This is a genomic window from Enterococcus sp. LJL98 (assembly GCF_054871745.1).
Genome location: NZ_JBTXLU010000015.1, coordinates 14,987 through 39,894 on the forward strand (window position 1 = coordinate 14,987; position 24,908 = coordinate 39,894).

The window sequence follows — 24,908 nt, forward strand, 5'->3', positions numbered from 1 at the left end:
ATAAGCACGAAGGTCCTGTGACAATAGCCACAGGACCTTCGTGCTTACGAGTTTTTGATGGATAAACCGGCAATTTCATGAAATCCGGGCGCTTGCAACCGTCAATTGGGTCCATTGCCCTCCCGTTTCTCAGAGAAAAACGACTGTTGTCACACCTCTTTTGATTAGCATGCGATTTTCTACAACCAAATTTGTTGCTTGATAGGTGTGAATAGGAGGTCAAGTGGCTTTTTCTGAATGACTTCACCGTCGACCTGCCCGTATTGGGGAACGGTTGAAACGAGTCGGAGTCGATTGGTTGAAAAATGGATAAAATGCTTGGAGCGTTCCTGTTGTTTAAATAAGAGCATTAAAATTAGTTGAAATATTTTTAGCATTGAATGCCGTTCGACTAAGACAAATTCAAAATTGGCAATGGCGCTGTTGGCCATGGGGGCAATGGCGATCCCGCCACCGAAGTAAGGGTGGTTGGTAATCGTACACAAGAAAGCTTTTTTAAAGTTCCATGTTTGCCCGTTGGCTTCGACTAAAATCGGAAAGCCTTTTTGCTTAAAGAGCACACTGAAAACAGAAAAAAGATAGGTCATCGAGCCTAGATGCAAGTGACGTAACCATTTTTTTGTCGTCGTTTGGGTCGTTTGATGAATCACAGCCCCGTCAATGCCCATTCCCATATTGTTGAGGATGATCCCAGTATCACCTGAAATCTTTTCTTGATAGGAAAGAATATTGATGGTCTTTGGTGACTGGGTCTTCACGATTTGCCAAAAGGCCTTTTTCGCTTCACGAGAAATCCCAAAACCACGAGCAAAATCATTGCCTGATCCAGCAGGGATATAGGCGATAGGAATTTCTTTTCTTAACTGGTAACACTCATCAATCACTTGATGCAAGGTACCATCTCCACCCATGACAATCAAAAGTGGGAAGGGAGTCTCCGAATCAATGCTCGTTTCTTTCCACGGAATTAAGGTCTGTTCAAGCAGTTCTTTCGTAAACAACCGTTCTTGCCCAGCATAGGTTGTTTGATAAGTCGTATAAAGGTAATTATTTTTTTCGAGTAAACCAATGATTTCTTGACTGAGTTGCTTATTTTTACCACCGCCTGAAGCGGGATTAATCAGTAAATGATAATGGAATTTCAAAATGACGAACCTCATCTATCTTAAATTTTCCTATAATTATACCATGAATGTAGAAAAAGGAGCGAAAAAAGGCAAAAAAATAGAATCCGATGAGCCTTTTTATGTGTTTTGTCTACGCCTGTTGCGTTCGACCTTTACGGCTACTTTACACTAGAAGGTTCTTATGTCCACTTCTTATTGGTGTAAACTCATCGGATCCCTATTCAATTAGTAAGGAGTTCTTCAAATTCCCACGTCCTTTTCTTGATGTTTCAGAGAAATCACAATCATTCTTTTCATGTAGCACCTTTTTCGGCTACCCTACCGGGAATTCCTATGTCTCCTTACACTTATAATATAGCATAAATCTGAATAAATGCAAGCGTTTACACTCGGAGGGGGGAGGAAAAAGAGAGGTGAGGCAAAAAAATAAAGGTTTGCGCGATTTTTTGCTATACTCTCTTTCGGAGGAGAGAGTAAATGAAGTTTTATCACTTGATTGGTGTGTCGTTTTTTTTAGTTGTTTTCGAATTTTTCCTATTAACTTTTTTTGACTTAGCGCCCTTTTTCCGAGTGCTCTTCGCTTGTGCGCAAGGTTTTTTGTTTTTCATTTATCTTATTTTGTATTTCACTTATTTCGTTGCACGGAGGGTTCATCGTAAAAAACAAGGGCGTCGCTTTCAAACAATGGGAAAAGGAGAGGGCACCGACTAAAACAAGGTCATTTGACACGTATCTAAGATATGCTATAATACCCTTTGCGGTTCATCAACCATCCCGCGTTAAAAAAACTTGGAGAAAGAAGGAAAAAAATGAGTACTAACAGTAGTAGAATTCGAGTATTTGCAGCAAATGCAATGATTATGGGGCTCTATGTCGTCCTAAGTTTAGTTTTACCCTTTTCATCCGGAGCGATCCAATTTCGTTTATCTGAAAGTTTGAATCATTTAGTCGTGTTCAATCGAAAGCTTCTTTGGGGAGTCTTTGGAGGAGTCATCGTTTACAACTTATTTTTTGGTTTTGGACCACTCGATGTTTTATTTGGTGGCGGGCAGACATTACTTGCCTTATTACTAACCGCTAGTTTGTATCGAGTCGTTCCCAATGTAAAACAACGCCTTGCCTTAAATGTTTTCTTTTTTACTGCAAGTATGTTCTTAATTGCCATTATGTTAATGATTACAGCCGAATTGCCTTTTTGGTTAACATTTGGTACAACAGCACTGAGTGAGTTCATTATCATGAGTCTATCGGCACCGCTCATGTACTGGATTAACCAAACCGTTCGTTTTGATCAAAAAGTTTAACAAAGATAAAAAACAACCTAAAAAAAGGGGCTGTGACAGATGTCACAGCCTCTTTGGTATTTTACGAAGGTCTGGCGGGTGAACGGGCCACAAAAGGCAGTGCTTTTGTCGCCTCCTATTTGACTTTTCTGTTCGCACAATCAGTTGGTTGCCTCATATCCTAGAGTTGGAATTTCTTGATATGAAAGCGTAATTGCTCTGCGAGAATAGATAAGCCACGAGAAACTTCAACGAGTTCACCCATTACGATGGTTTGTTCCTGACTGGTTTCACTCGTTTGTTGGCTGTTTTCGGTCACTTGCTTCGCTAAAGTCGTAATATTTTGGACTTCATCAACCAAGTCTAGCATTCTTTTTTTAATCGTCTCTGTTTCAAGTGAGAGGGCTTGAGATTGTTCGGCTGTTTTCATCGCATTGGAAGAAATTTGCGCAAAGGCTTCTTTGGTTTGATGGATGAGTTGCACTCCTTGTTTGACAATCGTATGGCCTTCTTGCCCTTTTGTTAGTGAGTGTGTCGCGTTGGCTTGTAGTTCTTGAATTAAGCCAGAAACTTGTTCCGCAGCTTCTTTTGTCTGGACCGATAACTCACGAACTTCTTCGGCAACAACGAGAAATCCTGCTCCGTGTTCTTGGGCACGAGCTGCCTCAATCGATGCATTGAGCGCCAATAAATTGGTTTGATTTGAAATATGAGTGATTAAGGTCATCACTTGATTAATTTCTTGTGCTTTTTGATTTAAGGTTTCTGAAATTTGATTGGCTTCCGTTGTATTCGTATGAATCTTGTCCAGTTGGGTTAACGTTTGCTCGACTACTTGGTGACCGGAATGAGCAAAGTTAGCTGTTTCTGTCGCAGTGGTCGTTGAGCGATGAATCTTTTCAGTCATCGACTGGACTTGCTGAGACATTTCCGTTAATTCAGAATCGGCTTGTGCAGTTAAGGTAGATTGTTCGTTAATGAGCATTTCAGTCTCTGCAAAAGCCTTGGCAATCACTTGTGTGGCTTGTTGTGTTTGTTCGGAACTGGCAAGTAACTCTTGGGCGCTTTCATTGGTCGTGGTAGCGGACGCTTCCATTTCACAAATCAGTTGTTTTAACTCGCGACGCATTTGGTTAAAGCCGGTAGCTAATTGTCCAAGCTCGTCTTGCTGCTGAATGACGAGGTCGTCTGAAGTCAAATTGCCGCTTGCGAGTTCCTGTACATGAGCCTGCAAAGCTTGAATGGGCGCCATGGTTTTCTTGATGAAAAGAAAGGTAAGCAATGCGACAGTGAGAGGCAAAAGAATTGTCAATAATAATGTTGCTTGGTTGGTTTCCCAAATTCGTTGCCGAATGAGCGCACCTTCAAAGTCAATCGCGTTAATGGCAATGAGTTCATTTTTAGGATTGTGGTCACGATAAATCGGGGCGTACCCTGTTTGGCGTTCCTGTCCATTGACTGTATAAAGGCCCGTGTGATACGTATGTCCGGCCTGTAACTGCGCAAGTGCTTCTTCAGAGAGTTCGACCTGATCGCCTGTCGAGCGCCCAATGTCCGCTAAGTGGGAATCGCTCGCGATAATGGTTCCATCCAGCGCTAAAATATAGTTGGTCGCAAAAATTGGCTTGTGTTCGATGGTCCACTCAATTTGTTGATTAACAATCAGAGTCGCTTCTGGATCACCTTCGAGTACTTTCATGAGATCTTTGGCTCCAATAATTCCCGTTGTAATATTGGCACAACTGGTTAACTCAACGCCAGCAGCACTTAATGTTTGGCGATAACTAAAGAACAAGGTGAGGCTGCCAAGCAAAGCAATGCTGGTGAAAACAATTAAGACAACAAAACTGGTGATTTTTTTAATGATGCTTGTTTTCATTCATTCCTAACTCCTTTTTAATCTTAGTAAAAAAAGACGTCACTCCTTTTTAAGAATCGGTGAATGAAAGAATAATTTAAGCTTAAAATGAAAAAGAAATGAAAAAAGAATCAAACTTTCTTCATTTCTTATGTTTTTGTTTAGAGAGAAGGCCGGGGGACAGAAGAATCAATCCGTGTAATCGTGTAACGTTTTCTTTCTAAACGTTGAACAATTTTTTCTTTTACTTCAGATGGAAGCGTTGGTGGTAATGTAATTAAGACTTCTTGTTTTTTCTCGTGAGGGAAGCTATTTAAAGTAAGGCAATTTTGAATAAAGGTATATTTGGAAATAATTTTCGTAATGATTGCCAAGTCATTTTGGGCGCCGTTGGTTTCAATCGTTAAAATATCACTATAATGATTGAGACCCAGGCGTTCATGCCAAATTTCTAGCAAGCGATCATGAGGTAAAATTCCTAAAAAGTTTTTATCGTGTGTGAGAACAGCAATATAAGGCAAATCTCTTATTGAGAAAAAAAGATTAAAATAAGAAGAATCATCATAAATAAATTTTGTTGCATTTTTTAATAAATAGGTCACAGGGAGGTTCATATCGCCTCCGTTGGCTAAATGACGATAAATATGCATTTTATAAATATTGCCTCTAAATAGTTGATTGACATCATCTAAAATCGGTACACAACGGTTATTTGATGTTTCTAAAATCGTCAAAGCTTCAGCGAGTGTCTGAGACTCGTTGACCACAGTTAAGTCCTTTTTAAATGTGACGATGGACTCCAATAACATTTTTTGCACCTCCAAATCTCATTCATTTCTAACTTGATTATAATATCACATTACGAAAGAAAGTCCTAGTTCGAATTGACAGTTTTTTGAAATCGTGCTAAATTTATTAAGAATGACCGATGTGTTAGGCAACAAAGGAGGCCGTGAGATGGCAGTTAAAAAATCAGCTCTCGCTTGTTCTGTTTGTGGTTCACGTAACTACGCAAGAGCAGTCAGCCAAGGGAAGCAGAACGACCGATTAGAAATCAATAAATTTTGTAAGTATTGTAAAGAACATACATTGCATCGAGAAACCAAGTAGAGGAGGGCGTGCCATGAAATTTTTACGTAGTGTCAATGAAGAAATGAAAAAAGTCACTTGGCCAACAGGGAAACAATTACGTAAGGATACGATTGTTGTGATTGAAACATCATTGATCTTTGCGTTATTATTCTATGTAATGGATACGGGAATTCAATCGCTTTTCAGTTGGATTTTGAAGTAAGCGCAAGAGGATTTCACTAGCAGAGCATAAAAAAAAATGGTATAATACTTCTTGAGAAAAAAACTTCGGATGGTCTGAGGTTTTTTTATTTGCAGAAGAAGAGACTAAAGAATAGGGAGCCAATAAAAATGGAATCTTTTGAGAAAAGCTGGTATGTCTTACATACTTATTCAGGATACGAAAACCGCGTGAAAGCAAATATCGAGTCACGTGCGCAAAGCATGCGTATGGGGGATTACATTTTCCGTGTGGTTGTCCCTGAAGAAACGACGAAAGAAGTAAAAAATGGCAAAGAAAAAGAAGTCATCAACAAAACGTTTCCAGGTTATGTATTAGTTGAGATGACGATGACGGATGAGTCTTGGTATGTCGTGCGGAACACGCCGGGAGTAACAGGCTTCGTTGGTTCACACGGTGCAGGAAGCAAGCCCGCTCCTTTGTTACCAGAAGAAATTAACTCAATTTTACGCTCGTTAGGTATGAGCACACGAACTTCCGAGATTCAAGTGGAACTAGGAGAAACGGTGAAAGTCATTGAAGGGGCATTTTCTGGTCTTGAAGGACAAGTGACAGAAGTCGATGATGAAAAACATAAAGTCAAAGTGAATATTGAGATGTTTGGTCGTGAAACAAGCACCGAACTTGATTTTGATCAAATCGATAAAATTGATTAATTCTCTTCAAAAAGTAAGGGTTGTAACTCGCGTTGCAGCTCTTTTCTCTTGCCTGAATACATGTAGGGGTTTTCACAAATGAATCGCCAAACAATATGAAGTTTGGTTGAAAAAGAAAGGATGAGCGAAAAAAATGGAACAATTAAAATACCGGAGTGTCTTTGATATTATTGGCCCTATTATGGTTGGTCCGAGTAGCTCGCATACTGCGGGAGCAGCTAGAATTGGGAAAGTGGTCCGACGGATTTTTGGTGAACAACCGGAAAGCGTGGATATTTATTTATACGAATCATTTGCAAAAACGTATCGTGGTCACGGAACGGACATTGCTTTAGTTGGTGGCTTGTTAGGAATGGAGCCCGACGATCCGCGTTTAGCTGATTCCTTAAAAATTGCTTATGAGTCAGGAATGGAAGTGTGCTTTGTTCCGAAAAAAGAAAAAGCAGAGCATCCGAACATGGTTCAACTAAAAGTCACCAAAGGCAATCATAAACTGACCGTGACTGGTATCTCAATTGGCGGTGGGAATATCCAAATTTCGGAAGTCAATGGCTTTAAACTCTCCCTTTCGCTAGGTACCCCCACGTTTATTATCGTGCAACAAGATGTTCCGGGAATGATTGCCAAAGTGACGCAGTTATTTTCTGAAGCGGATGTGAATATCGGAACGATGACGGTCACCCGAGAATCAAAAGGCGAAAAAGCGATTATGATTATTGAAACCGATGAACGCCGCGATGATTTTTTAGCAAAAATTCAACAAATCGATGCCATCCATAGCGCATCTTATTTTGGATAAAGGAGCAAGAAAATGTTTTATTCAATCGAAGAACTAGTCGAACAAAGTAAGGCTTACCCATCGGTGGCAGAATTAATGATTGCAACAGAAATCGAATTAACCGGTCGAAGCCGAGCGGAAATCCTTGAATTAATGGACCGAAATTTAACGGTCATGGAACAATCGGTTGCTGAAGGGGTAGCCGGTGTGACCTCAGTGACCGGATTAACAGGTGGCGATGCGAAGCGAATGAATGCGTATTTGTTAGCCGGTGATTTTTTAAGCGGGGAAGTCATTTTAAATGCCGTCCGCAATGCGATTGGTGTCAATGAAGTCAATGCCAAGATGGGCTTGGTCTGCGCGACACCAACTGCGGGAAGTGCGGGAGTTGTCCCGGGGGTACTCATGGCTTGTCGGGAACGTTTAAATTTGACGCGAGAAGAACAGTTGGACTTTTTATTTGTAGCCGGTGCTTTCGGCCTCGTAATGGCGAACAATGCCTCGATTTCTGGTGCCGAAGGAGGCTGTCAAGCAGAAGTCGGATCCGCCAGTGCGATGGCTGCAGCAGCTCTGGTCTCTGCCAAAGGAGGAAGTGCCGCAGCTTCCGCTCAAGCCGTTGCCATTACTTTGAAAAATATGATGGGCTTGATTTGCGATCCGGTAGCCGGACTGGTGGAAGTGCCGTGTGTCAAACGCAACGCTCTTGGCTCTTCACAAGCTTTTATTTCAGCAGATATGGCCTTAGCGGGAATTCAAAGTGTGATTCCACCAGATGAAGTCGTGGAGACGATGTATCGCGTGGGACGTCAAATGCCAGGTATTTTCAAAGAAACTGCCGAAGGAGGCTTAGCAATGAGCCCGACTGGTCAACGCTTGGCACAAGAAATTTTAGGAAATGAATAAAAGAAACGAAAAAAGTTGAAATATATTTTTTTTCTGTTATAATTTTCTGAGTGTGCGTGTCTGTGCACGTTCACAAGTAACAGTTTTAAAGTGGGAGGAGAAATTTGGATCTCCAATTAACCACATCACGGACCCAAGGAGGTATGTCTCGTGGCAAAGAAAGTAGAAAAAATCGTTAAATTGCAAATTCCTGCAGGTAAAGCAACACCAGCTCCACCAGTAGGACCAGCATTAGGTCAAGCAGGCGTGAACATTATGGGATTCACAAAAGAATTCAACGCTCGTACCGCTGACCAAGCAGGACTAATCATTCCTGTAGTAATTTCTGTTTATGAAGATCGTTCATTCACATTTATTACAAAAACACCACCAGCAGCAGTATTATTAAAGAAAGCTGCAAACATTACTAAAGGTTCTGGTACGCCGAACAAAGATAAAGTTGCAAAAGTTTCAAGCGACCAAATTAAAGAAATCGCTGAATTGAAAATGGAAGACCTAAACGCAGCAACGATTGAAGCGGCTATGCGTATGGTTGAAGGAACTGCACGAAGCATGGGGATCACTGTAGAGTAATTTCTATGACCCTAAGGAGTAGCTTCTCAGTTCGTACTATATTGAAAAATATAGGATACGTGGGAGGTTCTACCGTTATAACCACATAAGGAGGAAACACAAAAATGGCTAAAAAAAGCAAAAAAATGCAAGATGCATTGAAAAAAATTGATGCGACGAAAGCTTATTCAGTAGAAGAAGCAGTTGCCTTAGCAAAAGAAACAAACATTGCAAAATTTGACGCAACGGTTGAAGTTGCTTACCGTTTAAACGTCGACCCTAAGAAAGCGGACCAACAAATCCGTGGAGCAGTTGTCTTACCAAACGGAACAGGGAAAACACAAACTGTTTTAGTCTTCGCTAAAGGCGAAAAAGCAAAAGAAGCAGAAGCTGCTGGCGCAGATTTTGTAGGTGAAGGCGACTTAGCACAAAAAATCTTAGGTGGCTGGTTCGACTTTGATGTTGTAGTAGCGACACCAGATATGATGGCTGAAGTTGGGAAATTAGGTCGTGTCTTAGGTCCAAAAGGATTAATGCCTAACCCGAAAACTGGTACAGTAACAATGGACGTAACAAAAGCAGTTGAAGAAGTAAAAGCTGGTAAAGTAACTTACCGTGTAGATAAAGCAGGTAACGTTCATGTTCCAATCGGTAAAGTATCCTTTGATGATGCAAAATTAGTAGAAAACTTCAAAACAATTCATGACGTATTAGTAAAAGCAAAACCTGCTGCTGCTAAAGGTCAATACATGAAAAATATTTCAGTAACGACAACATTCGGACCTGGAGTACATGTTGCAGAAGATTCATTTTAATAAAATGAAATAAAAATACTTGACTCAGTCATCGGACCTATGGTAAGATGACTGAGGTTAAATATTAACTGTACCGAAGACAGTAGGTGACAATCGTCATAATTCCTACCGAGGACGTTTATTGATGCAAGCATTCAATAGTCCCTCTATGTCTACGGTGGCATAGGGTTTTTTGTATTTATACGAGAACTCTCCCATCAAAATCAGGAGGTGAAATTATAATGAGTAACGCAATTATGGCAAAAAAAGTTGCAATGGTTGAAGAAGTAACAGAAAAATTCAAAGCAGCAGCATCCGTTGTGATCGTTGACTACCGTGGTTTAACAGTAGACGAAGTGACAACACTACGTAAACAATTACGTGATGCAAACGTTGAAATCCGTGTAATCAAAAACTCAATTCTTTCACGTGCGGCGCAAGCAGCAGGTTTAGAAGGATTAGATGAAGTGTTTACTGGACCAACAGCCGTTGCATTCAGTAACGATGATGTTGTCGCACCTGCGAAAATCATCGATGAGTTTGCAAAAGAAGCAAAAGCTTTAGAAATCAAAGGTGGCGTAATTGAAGGGAAAGTAGCAACTTTGGAAGAAGTTGTTGCATTAGCGAAATTACCAAGCCGCGAAGGTCTATTATCAATGCTATTATCTGTATTACAAGCGCCAGTCCGCAACGTGGCTTACGCTGTCAATGCAGTAATCGAAAGCAAAGACGAAGAAGAAGTAGCTTAATCGCTGCTTAAAAATAAAAAAGATATCTATTAAATGGAGGAAATTAAAATGGCATTAAACATTGAAAACATTGTTGAAGAGCTAAAAGGCGCAACAATCTTAGAATTAAATGACTTAGTAAAAGCAATCGAAGAAGAGTTTGGCGTATCTGCTGCTGCTCCTGTAGCTGTAGCTGCTGCTGGTGGCGCTGCTGCTGAAGAGCAAACAGAATTCACTGTTGAATTAACAGCTGCTGGCGACCAAAAAGTGAAAGTAATCAAAGCAGTTCGTGAAGCAACTGGTTTAGGTCTAAAAGAAGCAAAAGGTTTAGTAGACGGCGCTCCTGCTCCTATTAAAGAAAACATCTCTAAAGAAGACGCTGAAGCATTAAAAGCAGCTTTAGAAGAAGTTGGCGCATCTGTAACTGTAAAATAATTCTTTTGAATATTTTGAAAGCTAGGAAACTTGAGCAATCAAGTCTACTAGCTTTTTTTGTCTCTATTTTCGTGAAATTTCCGAAAGAGTCGATTTTTAGGCTCGTTTATCCGTCAAGCGTTCGTAAAATACGCACAGGGGCTGTGATAGCTGTCACAGCCTCTGTGCGTATTTTAACAACTTAAAGGACTTGGACAATCCAGTTTTCAGGCGCTTCTTTCTCGCCAAATTGAATACCGGTTAGTTCATCATATAATTGTTTCGTGATTGGACCAACTTCAGTTTCGCTGTAGAATACGTGAAAATCTTCGCCAATTTGAATGCCACCAATCGGTGAAATAACCGCCGCCGTTCCACAAGCACCTGCTTCTGTAAAACGGTCCAATTCATCGATTAAGACGTCTCCTTCAATTGCTTTGAGTCCTAAGCGATGTTGGGCCAAGTAAAGTAACGAATACTTCGTAATGCTTGGTAAGATTGATGGCGAGATTGGTGTGATAAATTCATTTTCGGCGGTAATACCAAAGAAGTTTGCCGAACCGACTTCCTCAATCTTTGTATGCGTTTGGGGATCAAGATAGATACAATCGGAGAAATTTTTCGCGTGCGCTTCCTTTCCAGGAAGTAAGCTGGCCGCATAATTTCCACCGACTTTAATTGCGCCCGTACCATTAGGTGCCGCGCGGTCATAATCAGAAACGATGAAGTTCGTAGGTGTCAACCCACCTTTGAAATAAGGTCCTACCGGCATGCAAAAAACGGTGAAGAGATATTCTGGTGCCGGTTGAACGCCGATCATGTCACCGACACCAATGAGTAGCGGGCGAATGTAAAGTGTTCCGCCGCTCCCGTAAGGTGGAACATACGCTTCATTGGCCTTGACCACTTGTTTTATCGCGTCAATAAACATTTCTTCTGGCACTTCAGGCATGTATAAACGCTGCGCGCTACGATTGAGTCGTTTGCTATTTTCATCAGGGCGAAATAAGTTGATACCGCCATCTTTTCGGCGATATGCTTTTAACCCTTCGAAACATTGTTGTCCGTAATGTAAAGCCGTAGATGCTTCACTGATTGTTAGTTGGTTTTCTTCCGTTAAGTGGCCTGTTTCCCAAGCACCATTTTTCCATTTGGCAAGATAGCGCCACGGAGTTTTAATATAGCTAAAACCAAGCGTCTGCCAATCTAATTTATTTTTCATTGTGTCACAACCTTTTTTTAATTTTTACTAGTATAGCATTAATGAAAGTTATTGTCATTATTTTCTGATAATTAATGAAAAAAGCAAAGAAACGATGATTGATTCACCGTTTCTTTGCTTCATTGATTTTGGAAAGCTAAAAACTACGACCGCCTCCGCCAAATGAACCGCCACCGCTTGAGTGGGTGGTACTGCCACCGCCACCAGAACCGCCGCCGCTATTGGACGAAGGCTTTGGAATTCGACGTGTAGTGACAAAAGAATTCGTTAAGTGGTCCTCTTTCTTTTTCAACTGAAAGGAAGATTGTTCTAAAAAAGGATAGGTATAGGTACCACGTTTTAATTGGTAGCGTGATTTGATAACGATAAAGAAACCCGCGCTAATAACCAGCGCAATCGCTAAAGCGAAAAGCATTTCACCTAAGGTTAAGACTTTATAATAGGTAATTTTTCCTGTCTCCCGGTCGACCCGGTAATGCCCTCTAGGCACTCCTTTGGCGACATACTCTTTGGTTAAACTTAAATAGCTTTGAGCGGCTTGCAGGTAATCGCCACTCGCCATGCCATCGTAAACGGCATCTAAAAGCGTCTCAATTCGGGCATCATCTAAGTAATCAATCATATTGCCCGATGTCGAAATATAAATTTCGCGTTGAGTCATATCGAGCAACAGCACCGAACCGTTCTGGTCATTGCCGATTCGGTCTCTCAAAAAATTATCTGAAAAAGTTTCAGGGTCTGTCTCATTGGCAATTTGCGTGGTAATAAAAATCTCCCCTTTAATTGCCTGATTGATTTCTTGAGCCAGACGGGTTAATTCGTCTCTTTCTTCGGCAGTAAAGAGCCCGGCTTCGTCGGTCACCGTAGGACTGTCTGCCCAAACGGGAACATTCGTTAAGTGACTTAGAAAAAAGCTGAGAAAGAGGAATAGACTGAAGAAAAATTTTTTGTGTCTCATAAAAAGTACCCTCCAATCATCAGGAGTGTCGCAATTACTAGAAAAATTCCACCGGTAACAAGCCCTAAGCGTTTGTAGCTAATTGGTAAAATCCCACTTACTTTGCCTGTCTGGCCGTTCATGGCATAGTAGAAGGTCTTGTCGGCTGCTCGTTTGTTTCGATAAGTCACTAACCAAACGGGTAAAAGCATGTATTCCTTCTCCACTTGATCGAAAGAGAGCTGGCTGTTTGATTTGCGAAAGCTGGTGTAGCCATTCACGGAATTTCGCAAAAGTGTTTCGCCGTAGTCATTGAGTTCCCCTTGCACTTTCGCCTGTAGGTCTTGATATTCGATGTCGCGTTTTTCTGCTTGGAAGCCCGCCAAATACTGATTTTTAAAATCAATAGCCTTTTCAATTGGAAAAGGTTGGACACTTTCCACCATTTTTTGTTGGGTGTTTTTCGAAAGGGCGTTTTTCACTAAGTTTCGAAATTGGACTTTTCCTTGGCGATGGACCGAGAATTGTTTGGTCTCTGTATACTCAATTTCACCTACGCGCCAAACACGAATGGAAGTTCCTGTACCAGAAAGCTCGCCAGAACCTTTGGCGTTCACGACCCAATAAGGGAAGTAGACGCCCGTAAGTTTTTCAATTTGCTTTTGGTCAAAAAAGTAAGGAGGGACGAACCACTTTTTCTTTGTCCAAGCAAGAAATTGTTGAATCGCTTCTTCTTTTTCAATCGTAAAAGGCAAGACCTTGTTTGGTAGAAAGTCCCCACTTAAACGACCCGATAAGACAACTGGATTGTGGCAAAAATAACAGTAAGTCGCTGCCGTTGTTTCATCTGTGACAATTTCAGCACCGCAACTGGGGCATAAAAAGAGACTCATCGTATGCTCAGGTGGTGAATCCGGTCGTTCTTCAACGAACGGTTCAGTGCTTGTTTGTAAAGTTGCTTCTTTTTGTTTGGCCTCAAAAGCCGTCACTTCTTCTTCCGTAAAGATACTGCCGCAGTAGGGGCAATGGAATTTTTGGTCGCTGGGGTCAAACGTTAAGGCGCCCCCACAGTTGGGACATTTATGTGTAATGATTTCCATAAAAATCCTCCTTTATTGATCGAGCGGGACTCCTTGGAAGGGCTGGCCGCATTCTGGACAAAACTTCGGCACGCCAGTTGAAAGTTCGACTGGTTTCCCGCAAGCATGGCATTTTAGCTGAATACTCACAGGATTCGCTGCGGCCGCCTGTGGTTTTGCTGTCCCACATTGGCTACAAAAATTCCCCGTATTCGTCGTTCCACATTGCGGACAAGTCCATTGATTTGCCTGCTGTGACTGTGCTTGTTGTTGTTGCATTTGCTGTTGGTTATTTTGTGAAGCTTGTTGGAAGAAACCACCGGCAGCGTTCATCCCCATACCAACGCCCATGAAACCGGTCGTTGCTCCGGCAGGGTTGCTCCCGGCCGCTTCCATGCCTTTCGCAACAGCGCCTTGTACGAATCCTTCACGAATCGAAGGGTCACCAAGCATCGCTCCTTGATTGCGCATATTGATTAGTTTTGTTGAATCATCCGTATAAGAAATGCTAGCCACGGCCACCGAAACAATCTCCATACCGCGGAGTTGGTTCCAACTTTGATCGAGTACGTTTGCCATATACTGACTGAGCTCCATGCTTTTTGAAGGCACATAAGAAATCCGTTCGCCATTTGCTGACATTTGATTAATCGTCGTTTGTAAAGCCGTCAAAAATTCCGCTAAGTACTGTTCGTTGATTTCATTTATTTCCACGCGGTCCTTATTCTTAGGAATCGCGTTGGTATAAAAGAGAATCGGATCGGTAATTTGAATCGAGTAGTTACCGTGTGCACGTAAGAAAAGTTCCGCGTTGTAAAAGTTATCAAAATAATTTAAAGGAGAAGACGTTCCAAAACGAATCCCTTTAATTTCTTGTAAATTAACATAAAAGACTTGTTGCTTTTGTGGTGTGACCCCACCAAACTTAAATCGGTCGAAAGACTCTGCGATCGCTGCTTTCATCGAACCATTTAGCATCGAAGGCGCAAGGTCATTTTTGATCGTGTAGTAGCCAGCTTCTGCCGTATAATCAATAATTTTCCCACCATCGACTAACAACATCATCATGTTCGGATAAACATGCACAACGGAACCATCTGTAATGACATCGTCGGTTCCCTTACGATTGGATCCTCGCTTGCTGTTTTTTCGGACTTTGACACCTTTGGTAAAAACAGTGGTATCACTCATTTCATCTGGTTCAATGACTTCTAGCCATTGATCGGCCAAGCCACCACCGATTGTACTTGTTGCTGCTTTTATTAATCCCATGTTGCATCCTCCGTTCGTATTGTATGATGAAAATATGATGATAATAAAATTATACCATAAGTTCTTTTGTTTTTTGTATCCGACCTAAGTTGGAGAAAATCGAATACTTTCTTGCAAGCTGTGGTTTTTTTCTGTTTTTTTTCGTATAATAGAAGTTAGTGACTAAAAAATGAGGTGGATGAAGATGGCTTATCAAGCCTTATATCGTGTCTGGCGTTCGCAACGATTTGAAGATATTGTTGGTCAAAAAGCGATTACCCAGACATTGAAAAATGCAATTGTGCAAAATCAAATATCCCACGCTTATTTATTTACAGGCCCTCGGGGGACCGGAAAAACGAGTGCCGCTAAAATTTTTGCCAAGGCAATTAACTGTCCGAATAAGCAAGCGGGCGAACCTTGTAATGAGTGTGAAATTTGCCATTCAATTACTGCAGGAAGACAAGAAGATGTGATTGAAATTGATGCAGCCAGTAATAATGGCGTGGAGGAAATCCGTTTTATTCGTGAGCGGGCCAACTATGCACCAACGCAAGCAACTTATAAAATTTACATTATTGATGAAGTACACATGCTTTCGACGGGTGCTTTTAATGCTTTGTTAAAAACGTTAGAAGAACCGAAAAAAAATGTCATTTTTATTTTAGCAACAACAGAGCCACACAAGATCCCAGCGACGATTATTTCAAGAACGCAACGATTTGATTTTAAACGAATTCAAACAGCCGATATCATTGGGCACTTAGCTCATATTTTAACGGTCAATCAAATTGCCTATGAGGAAGCGGCCTTGCAAGTGATTGCCCAAGCGGCCCAAGGGGGCATGCGTGATGCACTAAGTATTTTGGATCAGGCGATTTCTTTTAGTGAGGGACAAATCACCCTAGAAGATGCCTTTGAAGTGACGGGGAGTTTAACCTTTGAACGGATGGATCAATTAGTTGACGCTTGGCAACAACAAGAAGCGGCCTTAGCTTTGCAGCAGCTAGAAGCACTGTTAGCGGCTGGGAAAGAAGCTCGCCGCTTGCTTGAAAATTTGCTTTCTTACTGTCGTGATTTGTTGATTTACCAACAAGCCCCTCAGTTATTAGCGGACAAAGCAAGTACCTTGACGGCAGCTTTTAAAGCGCTGGCGGAAAAAATACCCGCCAATCAAATTTATCAATGGATTGAAGTATTAAACGCGACGCAAAACGAAGTTCGTTTAACGACCAATCCTAAAATTTATTTGGAAGTTGCCATGGTCAAACTGAGTCAGCCGCAAGGACTACCAAGCGGACAACCAAACGAAGCGCCAGCTGTTGATCAGGCGGAACTCCAACAACTCAAGGCTGCTTTAAAGCAGTTGCAACAAGAAGTGAAAAATTTACAACAAACGGGTCTTGCGCAAACAAGCGTTCAAGCCAGCGAACAAGTAGCCAAACGAGTCAAACCGTCAGCCAATCCATACCGTTTGCCGCGTGAGAAAGTCTTTCGTGTGTTACGAGCTGCCACAAGAACCAATTTGGAACAAGTCAAATTTGCTTGGGAAGAATTGCTTGGTTTGCTACCCGTCACCCATAAGGCCATGTTGCGTTCCAGTGAACCCAAAGCAGCCAGTCCGGAAGGCTTAGTGATTGCCTTTGAGTATGAAATTATTTGTCAACGAGCAGCCAATGATACGGAATTAGCACTTTCCATTCATAATCACCTGAGTAATTTAATTCAAAACTACGCACCTGAAGTGGTCTTTATCCCGCTTGAAAATTGGGGGGAATTACGCCAAGAATTTGTGAATGGCCATCAGACGCAGACAGATGAAATTGAAGCGATTGAACCAAGCGAGGCAGAAAATGGTATAATGAAACAAGAGGAACAGCAAAAACAACAAGCACTCGTCGTTGAGAAAGCACAAGAACTTTTTGGCGAACTCGCGACAATTGTTGAAGAAGAAGTTTAATGAAAGAAATGGAGCGATAGCAAATGATGCGAGGCATGGGAAATATGCAAGGCATGATGAAACAAGTACAAAAAATGCAAAAAGAGATGGTCAAAGCGCAAGAAGCATTAAATGAGCGTGAATTTGTTGGTGAATCTACCAATGGCTACGTAAAAGTTTATGGCATGGGAGATAAGACGGTCAAAGACGTGGTCATTGATCCGGCGATTATCGATCCAGAAGATCCAGAAATGTTACAAGATTTAGTTACGATGGCCGTAAATGACGTGATTCAAAAAATTGAAAAAGAAACCGAAGCCGTTATGGGGAAATATACCAAAGGGCTACCCGGATTTTAATAAGAGTAAGGGGAATAAACTGTGCAGTATCCTGAGCCGATTGCAAGATTAATCGCAAGTTATATGAATTTACCAGGTATTGGCCAAAAAACCGCCACGCGTCTGGCCTTTTATACGATTGAGATGAAAGACGAAGTGGTGAACGAATTTGCGAAATCTTTGTTGAGTGCTAAGCGAGATTTAAGTTTTTGTCAAATTTGTGGCAATTTAACCGAAGAAGACCCGTGCAGTATTTGTCGCGATCAAACAAGAGATCAAAGTACCATTTTAGTGGTCGAAGAACCTAAAGATGTGATGGCTTTAGAAAAAGTACGCGAATATCACGGGTTGTATCATGTGTTACATGGTGTGCTTTCTCCCATGGAAGGAACGGGACCAGAAGATATTAATCTATCCAGCTTAATTAGTCGTTTGCACAATGAAACCGTAAAAGAAGTGATTATCGCTACGAATGCAACGACTGAAGGGGAAGCAACCGCCATGTATCTTTCGCGCTTGATAAAACCAGCGGGCATTAAAGTCACACGTTTGGCGCATGGTTTATCGGTGGGAAGCGACATTGAATACGCGGATGAAGTAACATTATTAAAAGCAGTTGAAGGTCGTCGAGAACTTTAATTGTTGTGAATGAAAATGAAGGATTAGGTGGAGGAATTTATCGTGAGTGGAATTTTTATAACAATTGAAGGACCCGATGGCGCAGGAAAAACAAGTGTCATTAATGAACTATATCCACGTTTGCAAATGATTGCGAAGAAAGGAATCATTAAGACGAGGGAACCTGGTGGCGTACGGATTGCAGAAAAAATCCGTCAAATTATTTTAGATCCACGAAACGGTGAAATGGATGAACGAACAGAGGCGTTACTGTATGCCGCTGCACGCCGTCAACATCTTGTTGAAGTGATTTTACCTGCTTTAAATGAAGGGAAAATCGTCATTTGTGATCGGTTTGTCGATAGTTCGCTCGCTTATCAAGGGGCAGGTCGTCGAATTGGGATGGCAGAAATCGCTCAGTTAAATGCTTTTGCGACAGAGGGAACGACGCCTCACTTTACTTTATATTTGGATGTCGATTCGGATACCGGTTTACGACGAATCCAACAAAATCGTAGCCATCAGATTGATCGCCTTGATTCAGAAGGCTTAGAATTCCACCAACGTGTTCGCCACGCCTATTTGAAATTATTAGAAGACCATCCGACACGTATGCATCGAATTGATGCGCGTAAAGGATTGCAAGAAGTCGTCGATGAAAGTTTTACAGCGATTATTGAAAGTTACCCAGATTATTTTAAAGGAGATGGACCCGAATGAAATTAGTAATGGCAATTATTCAAGACAAAGATAGTAACCGTTTAGCAAATGAATTTATTGATGCGAATCTTCGAGCAACAAGACTCCCTTCCACTGGTGGTTTCTTAAAAGCTGGAAACAGTACTTTTTTAATCGGGGTTGAAGAAAATCGTGTGCAAGAAACGTTGGATTTAATTAAGAAGACGTGTCAATCGAGAAAACAATACTTGTCTAGTTCCATGTCCTTGGATATTTCAATGGATGGACAAGTCCCTTATCCGGTAGAAGTTGAAGTGGGTGGCGCGACGGTTTTTGTGCTGCCAATTGATGGTTTCCATCAATATTAATTGAGGGGGAGAGAAATGGTTGAGCAAGATTTTTTAGCAACGAATCAAACCTATGTCTTTTCTCTAATGAAAAAAAATGTCGAGCATGGGCGGATTGCCCATGCTTATCTTTTTGAAGGGGATAAAGGGACAGGGAAACACCAACTCAGCTTATGGTTTGCACAGCGCCTTTTTTGTCAACAAGTCATTGAGCAAGCGCCTTGTGGAGAATGTGTGAATTGTAAACGAATTCGTCTAGGGGAGCACCCGAACGTTCGCGTGATTGCACCGGATGGCCAATCGATTAAAGTTGATCAAATTCGCCAGTTACAAAATGATTTTTCAAAAAAAGGGTTTGAAAAAGGGATGCAAATTTTTATCATCCAGCAAGCGGATACGATGAATAACAGTGCTGCCAACAGTTTGTTAAAGTTTTTAGAAGAACCAGACGGGCAGATGTTGGCCATTTTAGAAGTGGAAAGTTTAGGAAGAGTGTTGCCGACGATTCAATCGCGTTGTCAAATCATTCACTTTAAACCATTAAATAAAATGGCATTAACGAAAAATTTGCAAGCGACTGGGATCAATGAACAAAGTGCCAACCTCCTTGCGCATCTGACAAATAGTTATCGAAAAGCAGTTGAAATCTCTCAAGATGAATGGTTTAATGGTGCTAAGGATGTAATTGAACAGTGGTTTTCTTACTTGAAAAAGAAGGACCCACAAGCATTTATTTATGTGCAAAAGAGCATCTTAGCCGTTGCGAAAGAAAAGCAACAGCAACAGGACCTTTTTTCCATGTTGTTGTTTTATTTCCAAAACGAAAGAAACCAAATGCTACAACATCAAGTATCTGGCGTTCAAGTGAACCGTGAGTTGGAATTAATCTTAAAAGCGCAGCAGAAATTAGCAGCGAACGTGCCGTTCCAAGGAGTCGCGGAGCAGTTGACCTTGAGAATACTTTTCAAAGAATAAGAGTCAGCGAATAGGAGGAAAAGCGATGGTTGAAGTCATAGGTGTGCGTTACCGTAGAGCGGGTCATATTTACTATTTTTCTCCCGGCAAGACGCAATTCAAATACGACGATTACGTATTGGTTGAATCTCAACAAGCAAAATACATGGCCCAAGTGGCGATTCCTAATAAAGAAATGGCCGAAGAAGATTTACCGGATGCCTTGCGACCGGTTTTACATTTAGCCTCTGAAAAAGAAATGGAACAAGAGAAGCGCAATCAACAAGATGCCAAAGACGCCTTACAAGTGGCTAAACAAAAAATTCGAGCACATGGCTTGGCGATGAAGCTCGTTGATGTCGAGTATACTTTTGATCGTAGTAAAATGATTTTTCAGTTTACAGCCGATGGACGAATTGATTTTCGTGAGCTCGTGAAAGATTTAGCGGGAATTTTCCGAACACGAATTGAATTGCGTCAAATTGGCGTGCGCGATGAAGCCAAGATTCTAGGCGGGATTGGTCCTTGTGGTCGCCAGCTTTGTTGTTCGACCTTTCTGGGCGATTTTGTTCCAGTTTCGATTAAAATGGCCAAAGATCAAGGACTTTCCTTAAATCCGACAAAAATTTCAGGGCTATGTGGCCGCTTGATGTGTTGTTTAAAATATGAAAACGATGAATATGAAGTCGCTAAACGTGAGTTGCCTGATTACGGGACGGAAGTGATGACGCCAGACGGTCGAGGGCGCATTGTTGGCTTAAATTTACTTAGTCGCGTCTTAAAGGTTCGTCTAGTAGGGAAAGAAGTCCCTGTTGAATACGATGCGGATGAAGTTGAAAAAGTTGCAAAAGCAGGTGGCAAACATGTCCATGGATAAACGTTCCTTATACGATGGTTTGAATGAATTCGAATCTGAATTACAAGGATTGCTAAAGAAAATGGCTGAGATGAAATCCGCTTTACAAGAAGTCGTTGAAAAAAATACGACCTTGGAAATGGAAAATCAACGTTTGCGTCAACATTTAAGAGAAATCGATCAACCCGCGCAAACGGCCAGTGGCAAAGTAAAGCAAGAGCTTTCTAAGTCACGTTTAAATTTAGAAAAAATTTACGAAGAAGGCTTTCACGTTTGTTATGACCTTTACGGTTCACGTCGCGAAAACGACGAGCCTTGTGCTTTTTGTTTAGAGGTGATTTACCGTGAAAGCGGGATGTCCTAACAGATGAAAGTCAGACTGGTGTCATTTGATGGTCACCAGTCTTTTTTTAAGAGGTGGGAAAAAATGCAAGTACAAATGAGTTTTAAAGGGGTTGAGTCGGGTATTCTCTATCTAGTACCGACCCCGATTGGTAACCTAGAAGATATGACCTTTCGCAGTGTGCGTACGTTGAAAGAAGTGCATTTAATTGCCAGTGAGGACACTAGAAATACGCAAAAATTGTTAAATCATTTTGATATTTCGACGCCTCAAAAAAGTTTTCATGAACACAACTACAAAGAACGCATTCCTCAATTAATCACCTTGTTAGAACAAGGCCACGCCATTGCACAAGTGAGTGATGCCGGCATGCCTTCCATTAGTGATCCGGGACACGAATTGGTGTTGGCTTGTCTGGCAGCAGACATCAAGGTCGTGGCCTTACCGGGACCGACAGCGGGACTAACAGCCTTGATCGCTTCTGGTCTAACACCACAGCCCCATACTTTTTATGGTTTTTTACCTAGAAAGAAAAAAGAGCAACAAGAAGTCTTACAAGAATTTAAGGACTCGTCTGCCACAACGATTTTTTACGAGTCGCCCCATCGCATTCAAAAGACGATTCAAGCGATGATGGAAGTGTTTGGTGCAACTCGCCAAGCAGTCATTTGTCGCGAATTGACAAAACTACATGAAGAGTATTTACGTGGCACTTTAGCAGAGTTGGACAATTACTTAGCGCAACAACCAATCAAAGGTGAATGTTGTCTTCTTGTCGCAGGGGATGCGACCGTCGCGGAAGTCGTCGTTGATTCCCGCAGTTTGAAAGAACAAGTCGAAGCCTTGATTCATGAAGGAAAAAAGCCCAACGAAAGCATTAAGGAAGTTGCCAAGCGCAATCAATTGAAAAAGCAAGTGGTTTATAATGAATATCATGGGATTTAAAGGAGCGTTGCCAAACAAGCAGAAAAGCGTTGATTTTCTGCTTGTTTGGCGTAACCTTATTTGTAAGTAAAAATGAAAGGGTTTGCGCTTTGATCAGGGAAAGCGTAAAATGAGAAGAAAAGGGCGTGGAAAAAAATGAAAAAAATTGCTTTTGTTTTGTATACGTATCAATTATTAAGTGTGATGTATGTGAATGGATTACCGACAACGAAACCGCTCGAAAAGGCCTTGAAGCAAGCCTTAGGGAAGACCTACGAGGTGACCTTTCATTGGGAGGCTGCTGCAAAAGAACAAACCGTTGATGCCTTCATTGTCCCAGACCGTTTTCCGCCGATTTTAAACGAACATCAAATCCCTGAAATCCGTCTTCCGAGTATCCTCTTTTTGACGAAAGAAGTCGATCAAATCAAAACGATGATCGATACGTATTTTTCAGAGCGTGAGCAGTAAACGCCGACTTTGGAAGGAGAAGAAGCATGAAAAAAGAAAAATCTGGCCGTGGCTGTTATTATTTTTGGCAGGCTTATTAACGGGCCTCTTGTGGCCGAAGTAAGGACGCGCACTCGGTGAATGAATCTTGCATAAGAACGTCTGTTTGGGTTATAATGACGGTGAGGTGAGCAAGATGACGGTGATGGCATTTCCTTTAAAAAATGATACGTCAAGAAAAATTATCCATATCGATATGGATGCTTTTTTTGCTTCTGTGGAAGAAAGAGACAATCCTGAACTGGCTAAGGCTCCGCTCGTGATTGCTCGTCACCCCAATGATACCAAAGGTCGAGGAGTCGTAACGACGGCAAACTACTTAGCTAGACAATATGGGATTCATTCAGCGATGAGTGCGCAAAAAGCGTATGAACTTTGTCCTCAGGCCGTTTTTATTCCGGGGAGCTATGAAAAATATCAAAAAATCTCTCAAGAGGTCCGAAAAATTTTCCATCGTTACACGGATATCATTGAGCCGGTATCAATTGATGAAGCTTACTTAGATGTCACCGAGAATAAAATAGGCAGCCGCTCAGCCATTAAAGTGGCGAAGTTGATTCAGCAAGATATTTGGCAAGAACTCCACCTGACTTGCTCGGCGGGGGTAAGTTATAATAAGTTTTTGGCGAAACTCGCTTCGGATTTTCAAAAACCTAGAGGCTTAACGGTTGTGACCCCAGAAGATGCCTTAGCCTTTTTATTTCCTTTACCGATTGAAAAATTTCATGGCGTCGGGAAAAAAACGTTGCCTAAGATGCATGAATTTGGCATTTATACAGGGCGAGACCTATATGAGAAAAAAGAAATGGAACTGATTCAACGTTTTGGAAAAAGAGGCTATTCCTTCTATCGAAAAGTACGTGGCATTCATAATGCACCCGTAGAAATTTCAAGGGAACGAAAATCCATTGGAAAAGAACATACATATGGCACCGCTCTCGTGACTGAAGCGGAGGTTTTACGACAATTAAGACAACTTTCGGAAGAAGTGGAGAAGGCCTTAAAACGTCATCAAAAACATGGGAAAACAGTCGTGTTAAAAGTTCGTTACGATGATTTTACGACGCTGACCCGGCGTGTAACGTTGCCTGATTATCTTTCTGAAAAGGAAGCAATCTTTTTCCAAAGTACACAAATTTGGGAAGAAATCATTGGCTTTGAACAGGGCATTCGGTTATTAGGGATTATGATAACCAATTTGGATCCCTTGACTTATGAAAACATCGTCTTGCCTTTATGGGAGACCTAGTTCTGGCTGTTTGAGTCAGAGAGAATTCGCTCAAAAAAAAAGAATGAAAGGTGGCATTCAATCATGAAAAAGAAAGCTATTTTTTGGGATTTATTAGGAACTTTAGGTGGGGAGAGCCACACTTTGATCAGTCAAGGTTTTTCTTTTTTTGAAGAAGCGATTCCAGCCTTAAAGCTCGCTCAAAGTCACGGTTATCTCAATCTAATCATCACCAATCAAAGTCAGATTGCTCATGGTCGAATGACGATTGAAGACTATCAACGAGCCTTAGAAGGCCTATTGGAACAATTGTCGAAAGCCCAGGCAGAAGTAACGGCTGTCTACACGTGTCCGCATCGTCGAGAAGATGGTTGTCATTGTAAGAAACCACAAGCTTTCTTTGTCGAAGCAGCCTTGCTTCAACATGAGCTTGACCGGGAGCAATGTTACATTGTGGGCGATTCAGTGACCAATGACTTCGGTTTGGCTCAAAATGCACAAATGAAAAGCGTCTTGGTTCGAACGGGTGAAGAACAAGTAGAAATTTGGTTACAGACACCATCGATGCAGCTAGCAAGCGATTGTCTGGCTGCAATTGAGTCGATTGTTGCCAAGTAGGAAAGAGAAAGAAAGAACCCAAACGGGGCTGCGATTTTTTCGCAGCCCCGTTTCTTTAAATTGATTTTTTGATTTGATCAAATGATTGTTCGCCATCGCGGCATTTATCCCAAAGAATGGCTTTTTGCGCCGTCAAGGATTTTTTGACATCGATAATCCGCTGGTTGCTACTTCCACGAAATTGCAAATTTAAATCTTTTTTACTTAATTCAAAACGGCCATCGACTAAGATATCAATTGAGGCAAGCAAAGCGAGTTTGTCTTCGGATTCTAAGAGAAGTTCTTCAAAGGTATAGCCTGACCAGCTCCAGATATCCTTTGTTTCTCCAAAGGTCTCTTTGACTCTTTTAACAACCGTCAAACAAACTTCTGTATTTAGAAAAGGTTCGCCACCAAGTAATGTCAGGCCTTGAACAGAAGGATGGGCCAAATCTTCGATAATTTGGTCTTCTAAGGCTTTGGTATAAGGGGTCCCGTAACGGAAGTTTTGCACTGCTTTATTAAAACAACCTTCACAAGCAAAGAGACAACCACTTACGTACAAACTATTGCGCACACCTTCCCCGTCAACAAAGTTAAAAGCTTTATAATCAGCGATGTAGTTTTGACTGTATTCTTCTGCTAGCCACTCTTTTGGTTGGGGATTTCTCACTTCGAAGCA

Annotated in this window: 30 protein-coding genes and 1 other annotated feature; of the genes, 22 read left to right on the top strand and 8 right to left on the bottom strand. The window is 41.6% G+C overall.

Going from position 1 to position 24,908, the window contains the following annotated elements; genetic code table 11:
* Positions 1 to 179: 179 nt before the first annotated feature.
* Positions 180 to 1,145: a diacylglycerol/lipid kinase family protein gene (locus ACYSNO_RS11355; RefSeq protein ID WP_461731194.1), complete on the bottom strand. Its 966-nt coding sequence runs from the start codon at positions 1,143 to 1,145 to the stop codon at positions 180 to 182.
* 791 nt (positions 1,146 to 1,936) lie between these two features.
* On the opposite strand from ACYSNO_RS11355, the gene ACYSNO_RS11360 reads away from it, so the two are divergent.
* The gene (locus ACYSNO_RS11360; protein ID WP_461731195.1) at positions 1,937 to 2,431 is read left to right on the top strand and encodes a QueT transporter family protein; all 495 of its coding nucleotides are present in this window, start codon (positions 1,937 to 1,939) and stop codon (positions 2,429 to 2,431) included.
* 160 nt (positions 2,432 to 2,591) lie between these two features.
* On the opposite strand, the gene ACYSNO_RS11365 is transcribed toward ACYSNO_RS11360, so the two are convergent.
* Both ACYSNO_RS11365 and cbpA read right to left on the bottom strand, forming a co-directional pair.
* Complete coding sequence (locus ACYSNO_RS11365; RefSeq protein ID WP_461731196.1) at positions 2,592 to 4,289, bottom strand: methyl-accepting chemotaxis protein; 1,698 nt, start codon at positions 4,287 to 4,289, stop codon at positions 2,592 to 2,594.
* 140 nt (positions 4,290 to 4,429) lie between these two features.
* On the bottom strand, positions 4,430 to 5,077 hold the full coding sequence (gene cbpA / locus ACYSNO_RS11370; protein ID WP_461731197.1) for a cyclic di-AMP binding protein CbpA: 648 nt from the start codon (positions 5,075 to 5,077) through the stop codon (positions 4,430 to 4,432).
* Positions 5,078 to 5,225: 148 nt separating this feature from the next.
* On the opposite strand from cbpA, the gene rpmG reads away from it, so the two are divergent.
* The 9 genes from rpmG (at position 5,226) to rplL (ending at position 10,426) form a co-directional block, all read left to right on the top strand.
* Complete coding sequence (gene rpmG, locus ACYSNO_RS11375; RefSeq protein WP_461731198.1) at positions 5,226 to 5,378, top strand: 50S ribosomal protein L33; 153 nt, start codon at positions 5,226 to 5,228, stop codon at positions 5,376 to 5,378.
* A 13-nt stretch (positions 5,379 to 5,391) separates the two neighbouring features.
* Positions 5,392 to 5,562: a preprotein translocase subunit SecE gene (gene secE, locus ACYSNO_RS11380; protein WP_461731199.1), complete on the top strand. Its 171-nt coding sequence runs from the start codon at positions 5,392 to 5,394 to the stop codon at positions 5,560 to 5,562.
* Between the two features lie 128 nt (positions 5,563 to 5,690).
* Entirely contained in the window at positions 5,691 to 6,236 is a 546-nt protein-coding gene (nusG, locus tag ACYSNO_RS11385) for a transcription termination/antitermination protein NusG (RefSeq protein ID WP_461731200.1), read from the top strand.
* 133 nt (positions 6,237 to 6,369) lie between these two features.
* Entirely contained in the window at positions 6,370 to 7,035 is a 666-nt protein-coding gene (sdaAB, locus tag ACYSNO_RS11390; RefSeq protein ID WP_461731201.1) for an L-serine ammonia-lyase, iron-sulfur-dependent subunit beta, read from the top strand.
* A gap of 12 nt (positions 7,036 to 7,047) precedes the next feature.
* Positions 7,048 to 7,917: an L-serine ammonia-lyase, iron-sulfur-dependent, subunit alpha gene (gene sdaAA / locus ACYSNO_RS11395; RefSeq protein ID WP_461731202.1), complete on the top strand. Its 870-nt coding sequence runs from the start codon at positions 7,048 to 7,050 to the stop codon at positions 7,915 to 7,917.
* A gap of 150 nt (positions 7,918 to 8,067) precedes the next feature.
* Positions 8,068 to 8,490: a 50S ribosomal protein L11 gene (rplK, locus tag ACYSNO_RS11400; protein ID WP_461731203.1), complete on the top strand. Its 423-nt coding sequence runs from the start codon at positions 8,068 to 8,070 to the stop codon at positions 8,488 to 8,490.
* A gap of 104 nt (positions 8,491 to 8,594) precedes the next feature.
* Complete coding sequence (rplA, locus tag ACYSNO_RS11405; protein ID WP_461731204.1) at positions 8,595 to 9,284, top strand: 50S ribosomal protein L1; 690 nt, start codon at positions 8,595 to 8,597, stop codon at positions 9,282 to 9,284.
* 55 nt (positions 9,285 to 9,339) lie between these two features.
* Positions 9,340 to 9,468, top strand: a sequence feature (ribosomal protein L10 leader region).
* 37 nt (positions 9,469 to 9,505) lie between these two features.
* Positions 9,506 to 10,012, top strand: coding sequence for a 50S ribosomal protein L10 (gene rplJ / locus ACYSNO_RS11410; protein ID WP_461731205.1), 507 nt, complete (start codon positions 9,506 to 9,508; stop codon positions 10,010 to 10,012).
* Between the two features lie 48 nt (positions 10,013 to 10,060).
* On the top strand, positions 10,061 to 10,426 hold the full coding sequence (gene rplL, locus ACYSNO_RS11415; RefSeq protein ID WP_461731206.1) for a 50S ribosomal protein L7/L12: 366 nt from the start codon (positions 10,061 to 10,063) through the stop codon (positions 10,424 to 10,426).
* A 181-nt stretch (positions 10,427 to 10,607) separates the two neighbouring features.
* Here the strand turns inward: rplL and ACYSNO_RS11420 are convergent, their stop codons facing one another.
* The 4 genes from ACYSNO_RS11420 to ACYSNO_RS11435 form a co-directional block, all read right to left on the bottom strand.
* Complete coding sequence (locus ACYSNO_RS11420; RefSeq protein WP_461731207.1) at positions 10,608 to 11,627, bottom strand: branched-chain amino acid aminotransferase; 1,020 nt, start codon at positions 11,625 to 11,627, stop codon at positions 10,608 to 10,610.
* A 136-nt stretch (positions 11,628 to 11,763) separates the two neighbouring features.
* Positions 11,764 to 12,585, bottom strand: coding sequence for a TPM domain-containing protein (locus ACYSNO_RS11425; protein WP_461731208.1), 822 nt, complete (start codon positions 12,583 to 12,585; stop codon positions 11,764 to 11,766).
* A complete protein-coding gene (locus ACYSNO_RS11430) occupies positions 12,582 to 13,664 on the bottom strand; it encodes a TFIIB-type zinc ribbon-containing protein (RefSeq protein WP_461731209.1) in 1,083 nt (360 codons plus the stop codon). The genes ACYSNO_RS11425 and ACYSNO_RS11430 overlap by 4 nt, the downstream gene beginning before the upstream one ends.
* A gap of 12 nt (positions 13,665 to 13,676) precedes the next feature.
* Positions 13,677 to 14,915 carry an SPFH domain-containing protein gene (locus ACYSNO_RS11435; protein WP_461731210.1) on the bottom strand — a complete coding sequence of 413 codons (1,239 nt, stop codon included), beginning with the start codon at positions 14,913 to 14,915 and terminating at the stop codon, positions 13,677 to 13,679.
* 184 nt (positions 14,916 to 15,099) lie between these two features.
* Here ACYSNO_RS11435 and dnaX point away from each other — a divergent pair, with 184 nt between their 5' ends.
* The 12 genes from dnaX to ACYSNO_RS11495 all read left to right on the top strand — a co-directional run bounded on the left by dnaX (position 15,100) and on the right by ACYSNO_RS11495 (position 24,247).
* Positions 15,100 to 16,854 (top strand): DNA polymerase III subunit gamma/tau, encoded by a 1,755-nt coding sequence (gene dnaX / locus ACYSNO_RS11440; RefSeq protein ID WP_461731211.1) that lies wholly within the window; start codon positions 15,100 to 15,102, stop codon positions 16,852 to 16,854.
* 23 nt (positions 16,855 to 16,877) lie between these two features.
* Positions 16,878 to 17,192, top strand: a complete 315-nt coding sequence (locus ACYSNO_RS11445) for a YbaB/EbfC family nucleoid-associated protein (RefSeq protein ID WP_461731212.1) — start codon at positions 16,878 to 16,880, stop codon at positions 17,190 to 17,192.
* Between the two features lie 21 nt (positions 17,193 to 17,213).
* The gene (gene recR, locus ACYSNO_RS11450; protein WP_461731213.1) at positions 17,214 to 17,810 is read left to right on the top strand and encodes a recombination mediator RecR; all 597 of its coding nucleotides are present in this window, start codon (positions 17,214 to 17,216) and stop codon (positions 17,808 to 17,810) included.
* A 42-nt stretch (positions 17,811 to 17,852) separates the two neighbouring features.
* Positions 17,853 to 18,509 carry a dTMP kinase gene (gene tmk, locus ACYSNO_RS11455; protein ID WP_461731214.1) on the top strand — a complete coding sequence of 219 codons (657 nt, stop codon included), beginning with the start codon at positions 17,853 to 17,855 and terminating at the stop codon, positions 18,507 to 18,509.
* Positions 18,506 to 18,835 (top strand): cyclic-di-AMP receptor, encoded by a 330-nt coding sequence (locus ACYSNO_RS11460; RefSeq protein ID WP_461731215.1) that lies wholly within the window; start codon positions 18,506 to 18,508, stop codon positions 18,833 to 18,835. Before tmk ends, ACYSNO_RS11460 begins: the two co-directional genes overlap by 4 nt.
* A gap of 15 nt (positions 18,836 to 18,850) precedes the next feature.
* Positions 18,851 to 19,789, top strand: a complete 939-nt coding sequence (holB, locus tag ACYSNO_RS11465; protein ID WP_461731216.1) for a DNA polymerase III subunit delta' — start codon at positions 18,851 to 18,853, stop codon at positions 19,787 to 19,789.
* Between the two features lie 25 nt (positions 19,790 to 19,814).
* Entirely contained in the window at positions 19,815 to 20,645 is an 831-nt protein-coding gene (locus ACYSNO_RS11470) for a PSP1 domain-containing protein (protein ID WP_461731217.1), read from the top strand.
* Positions 20,638 to 20,988, top strand: a complete 351-nt coding sequence (locus ACYSNO_RS11475; RefSeq protein ID WP_461731243.1) for a DNA replication initiation control protein YabA — start codon at positions 20,638 to 20,640, stop codon at positions 20,986 to 20,988. Before ACYSNO_RS11470 ends, ACYSNO_RS11475 begins: the two co-directional genes overlap by 8 nt.
* A gap of 63 nt (positions 20,989 to 21,051) precedes the next feature.
* The gene (gene rsmI, locus ACYSNO_RS11480; protein WP_461731218.1) at positions 21,052 to 21,912 is read left to right on the top strand and encodes a 16S rRNA (cytidine(1402)-2'-O)-methyltransferase; all 861 of its coding nucleotides are present in this window, start codon (positions 21,052 to 21,054) and stop codon (positions 21,910 to 21,912) included.
* Between the two features lie 135 nt (positions 21,913 to 22,047).
* Positions 22,048 to 22,362, top strand: coding sequence for a hypothetical protein (locus ACYSNO_RS11485; RefSeq protein WP_461731219.1), 315 nt, complete (start codon positions 22,048 to 22,050; stop codon positions 22,360 to 22,362).
* A 175-nt stretch (positions 22,363 to 22,537) separates the two neighbouring features.
* Positions 22,538 to 23,650: a DNA polymerase IV gene (gene dinB, locus ACYSNO_RS11490; protein ID WP_461731220.1), complete on the top strand. Its 1,113-nt coding sequence runs from the start codon at positions 22,538 to 22,540 to the stop codon at positions 23,648 to 23,650.
* Between the two features lie 63 nt (positions 23,651 to 23,713).
* Positions 23,714 to 24,247 (top strand): HAD-IIIA family hydrolase, encoded by a 534-nt coding sequence (locus ACYSNO_RS11495; protein ID WP_461731221.1) that lies wholly within the window; start codon positions 23,714 to 23,716, stop codon positions 24,245 to 24,247.
* A 55-nt stretch (positions 24,248 to 24,302) separates the two neighbouring features.
* Here ACYSNO_RS11495 and nrdG read toward each other — a convergent pair whose 3' ends face one another.
* Positions 24,303 to 24,899 (bottom strand): anaerobic ribonucleoside-triphosphate reductase activating protein, encoded by a 597-nt coding sequence (gene nrdG, locus ACYSNO_RS11500; protein WP_461731222.1) that lies wholly within the window; start codon positions 24,897 to 24,899, stop codon positions 24,303 to 24,305.
* Positions 24,900 to 24,908: the final 9 nt, after the last annotated feature.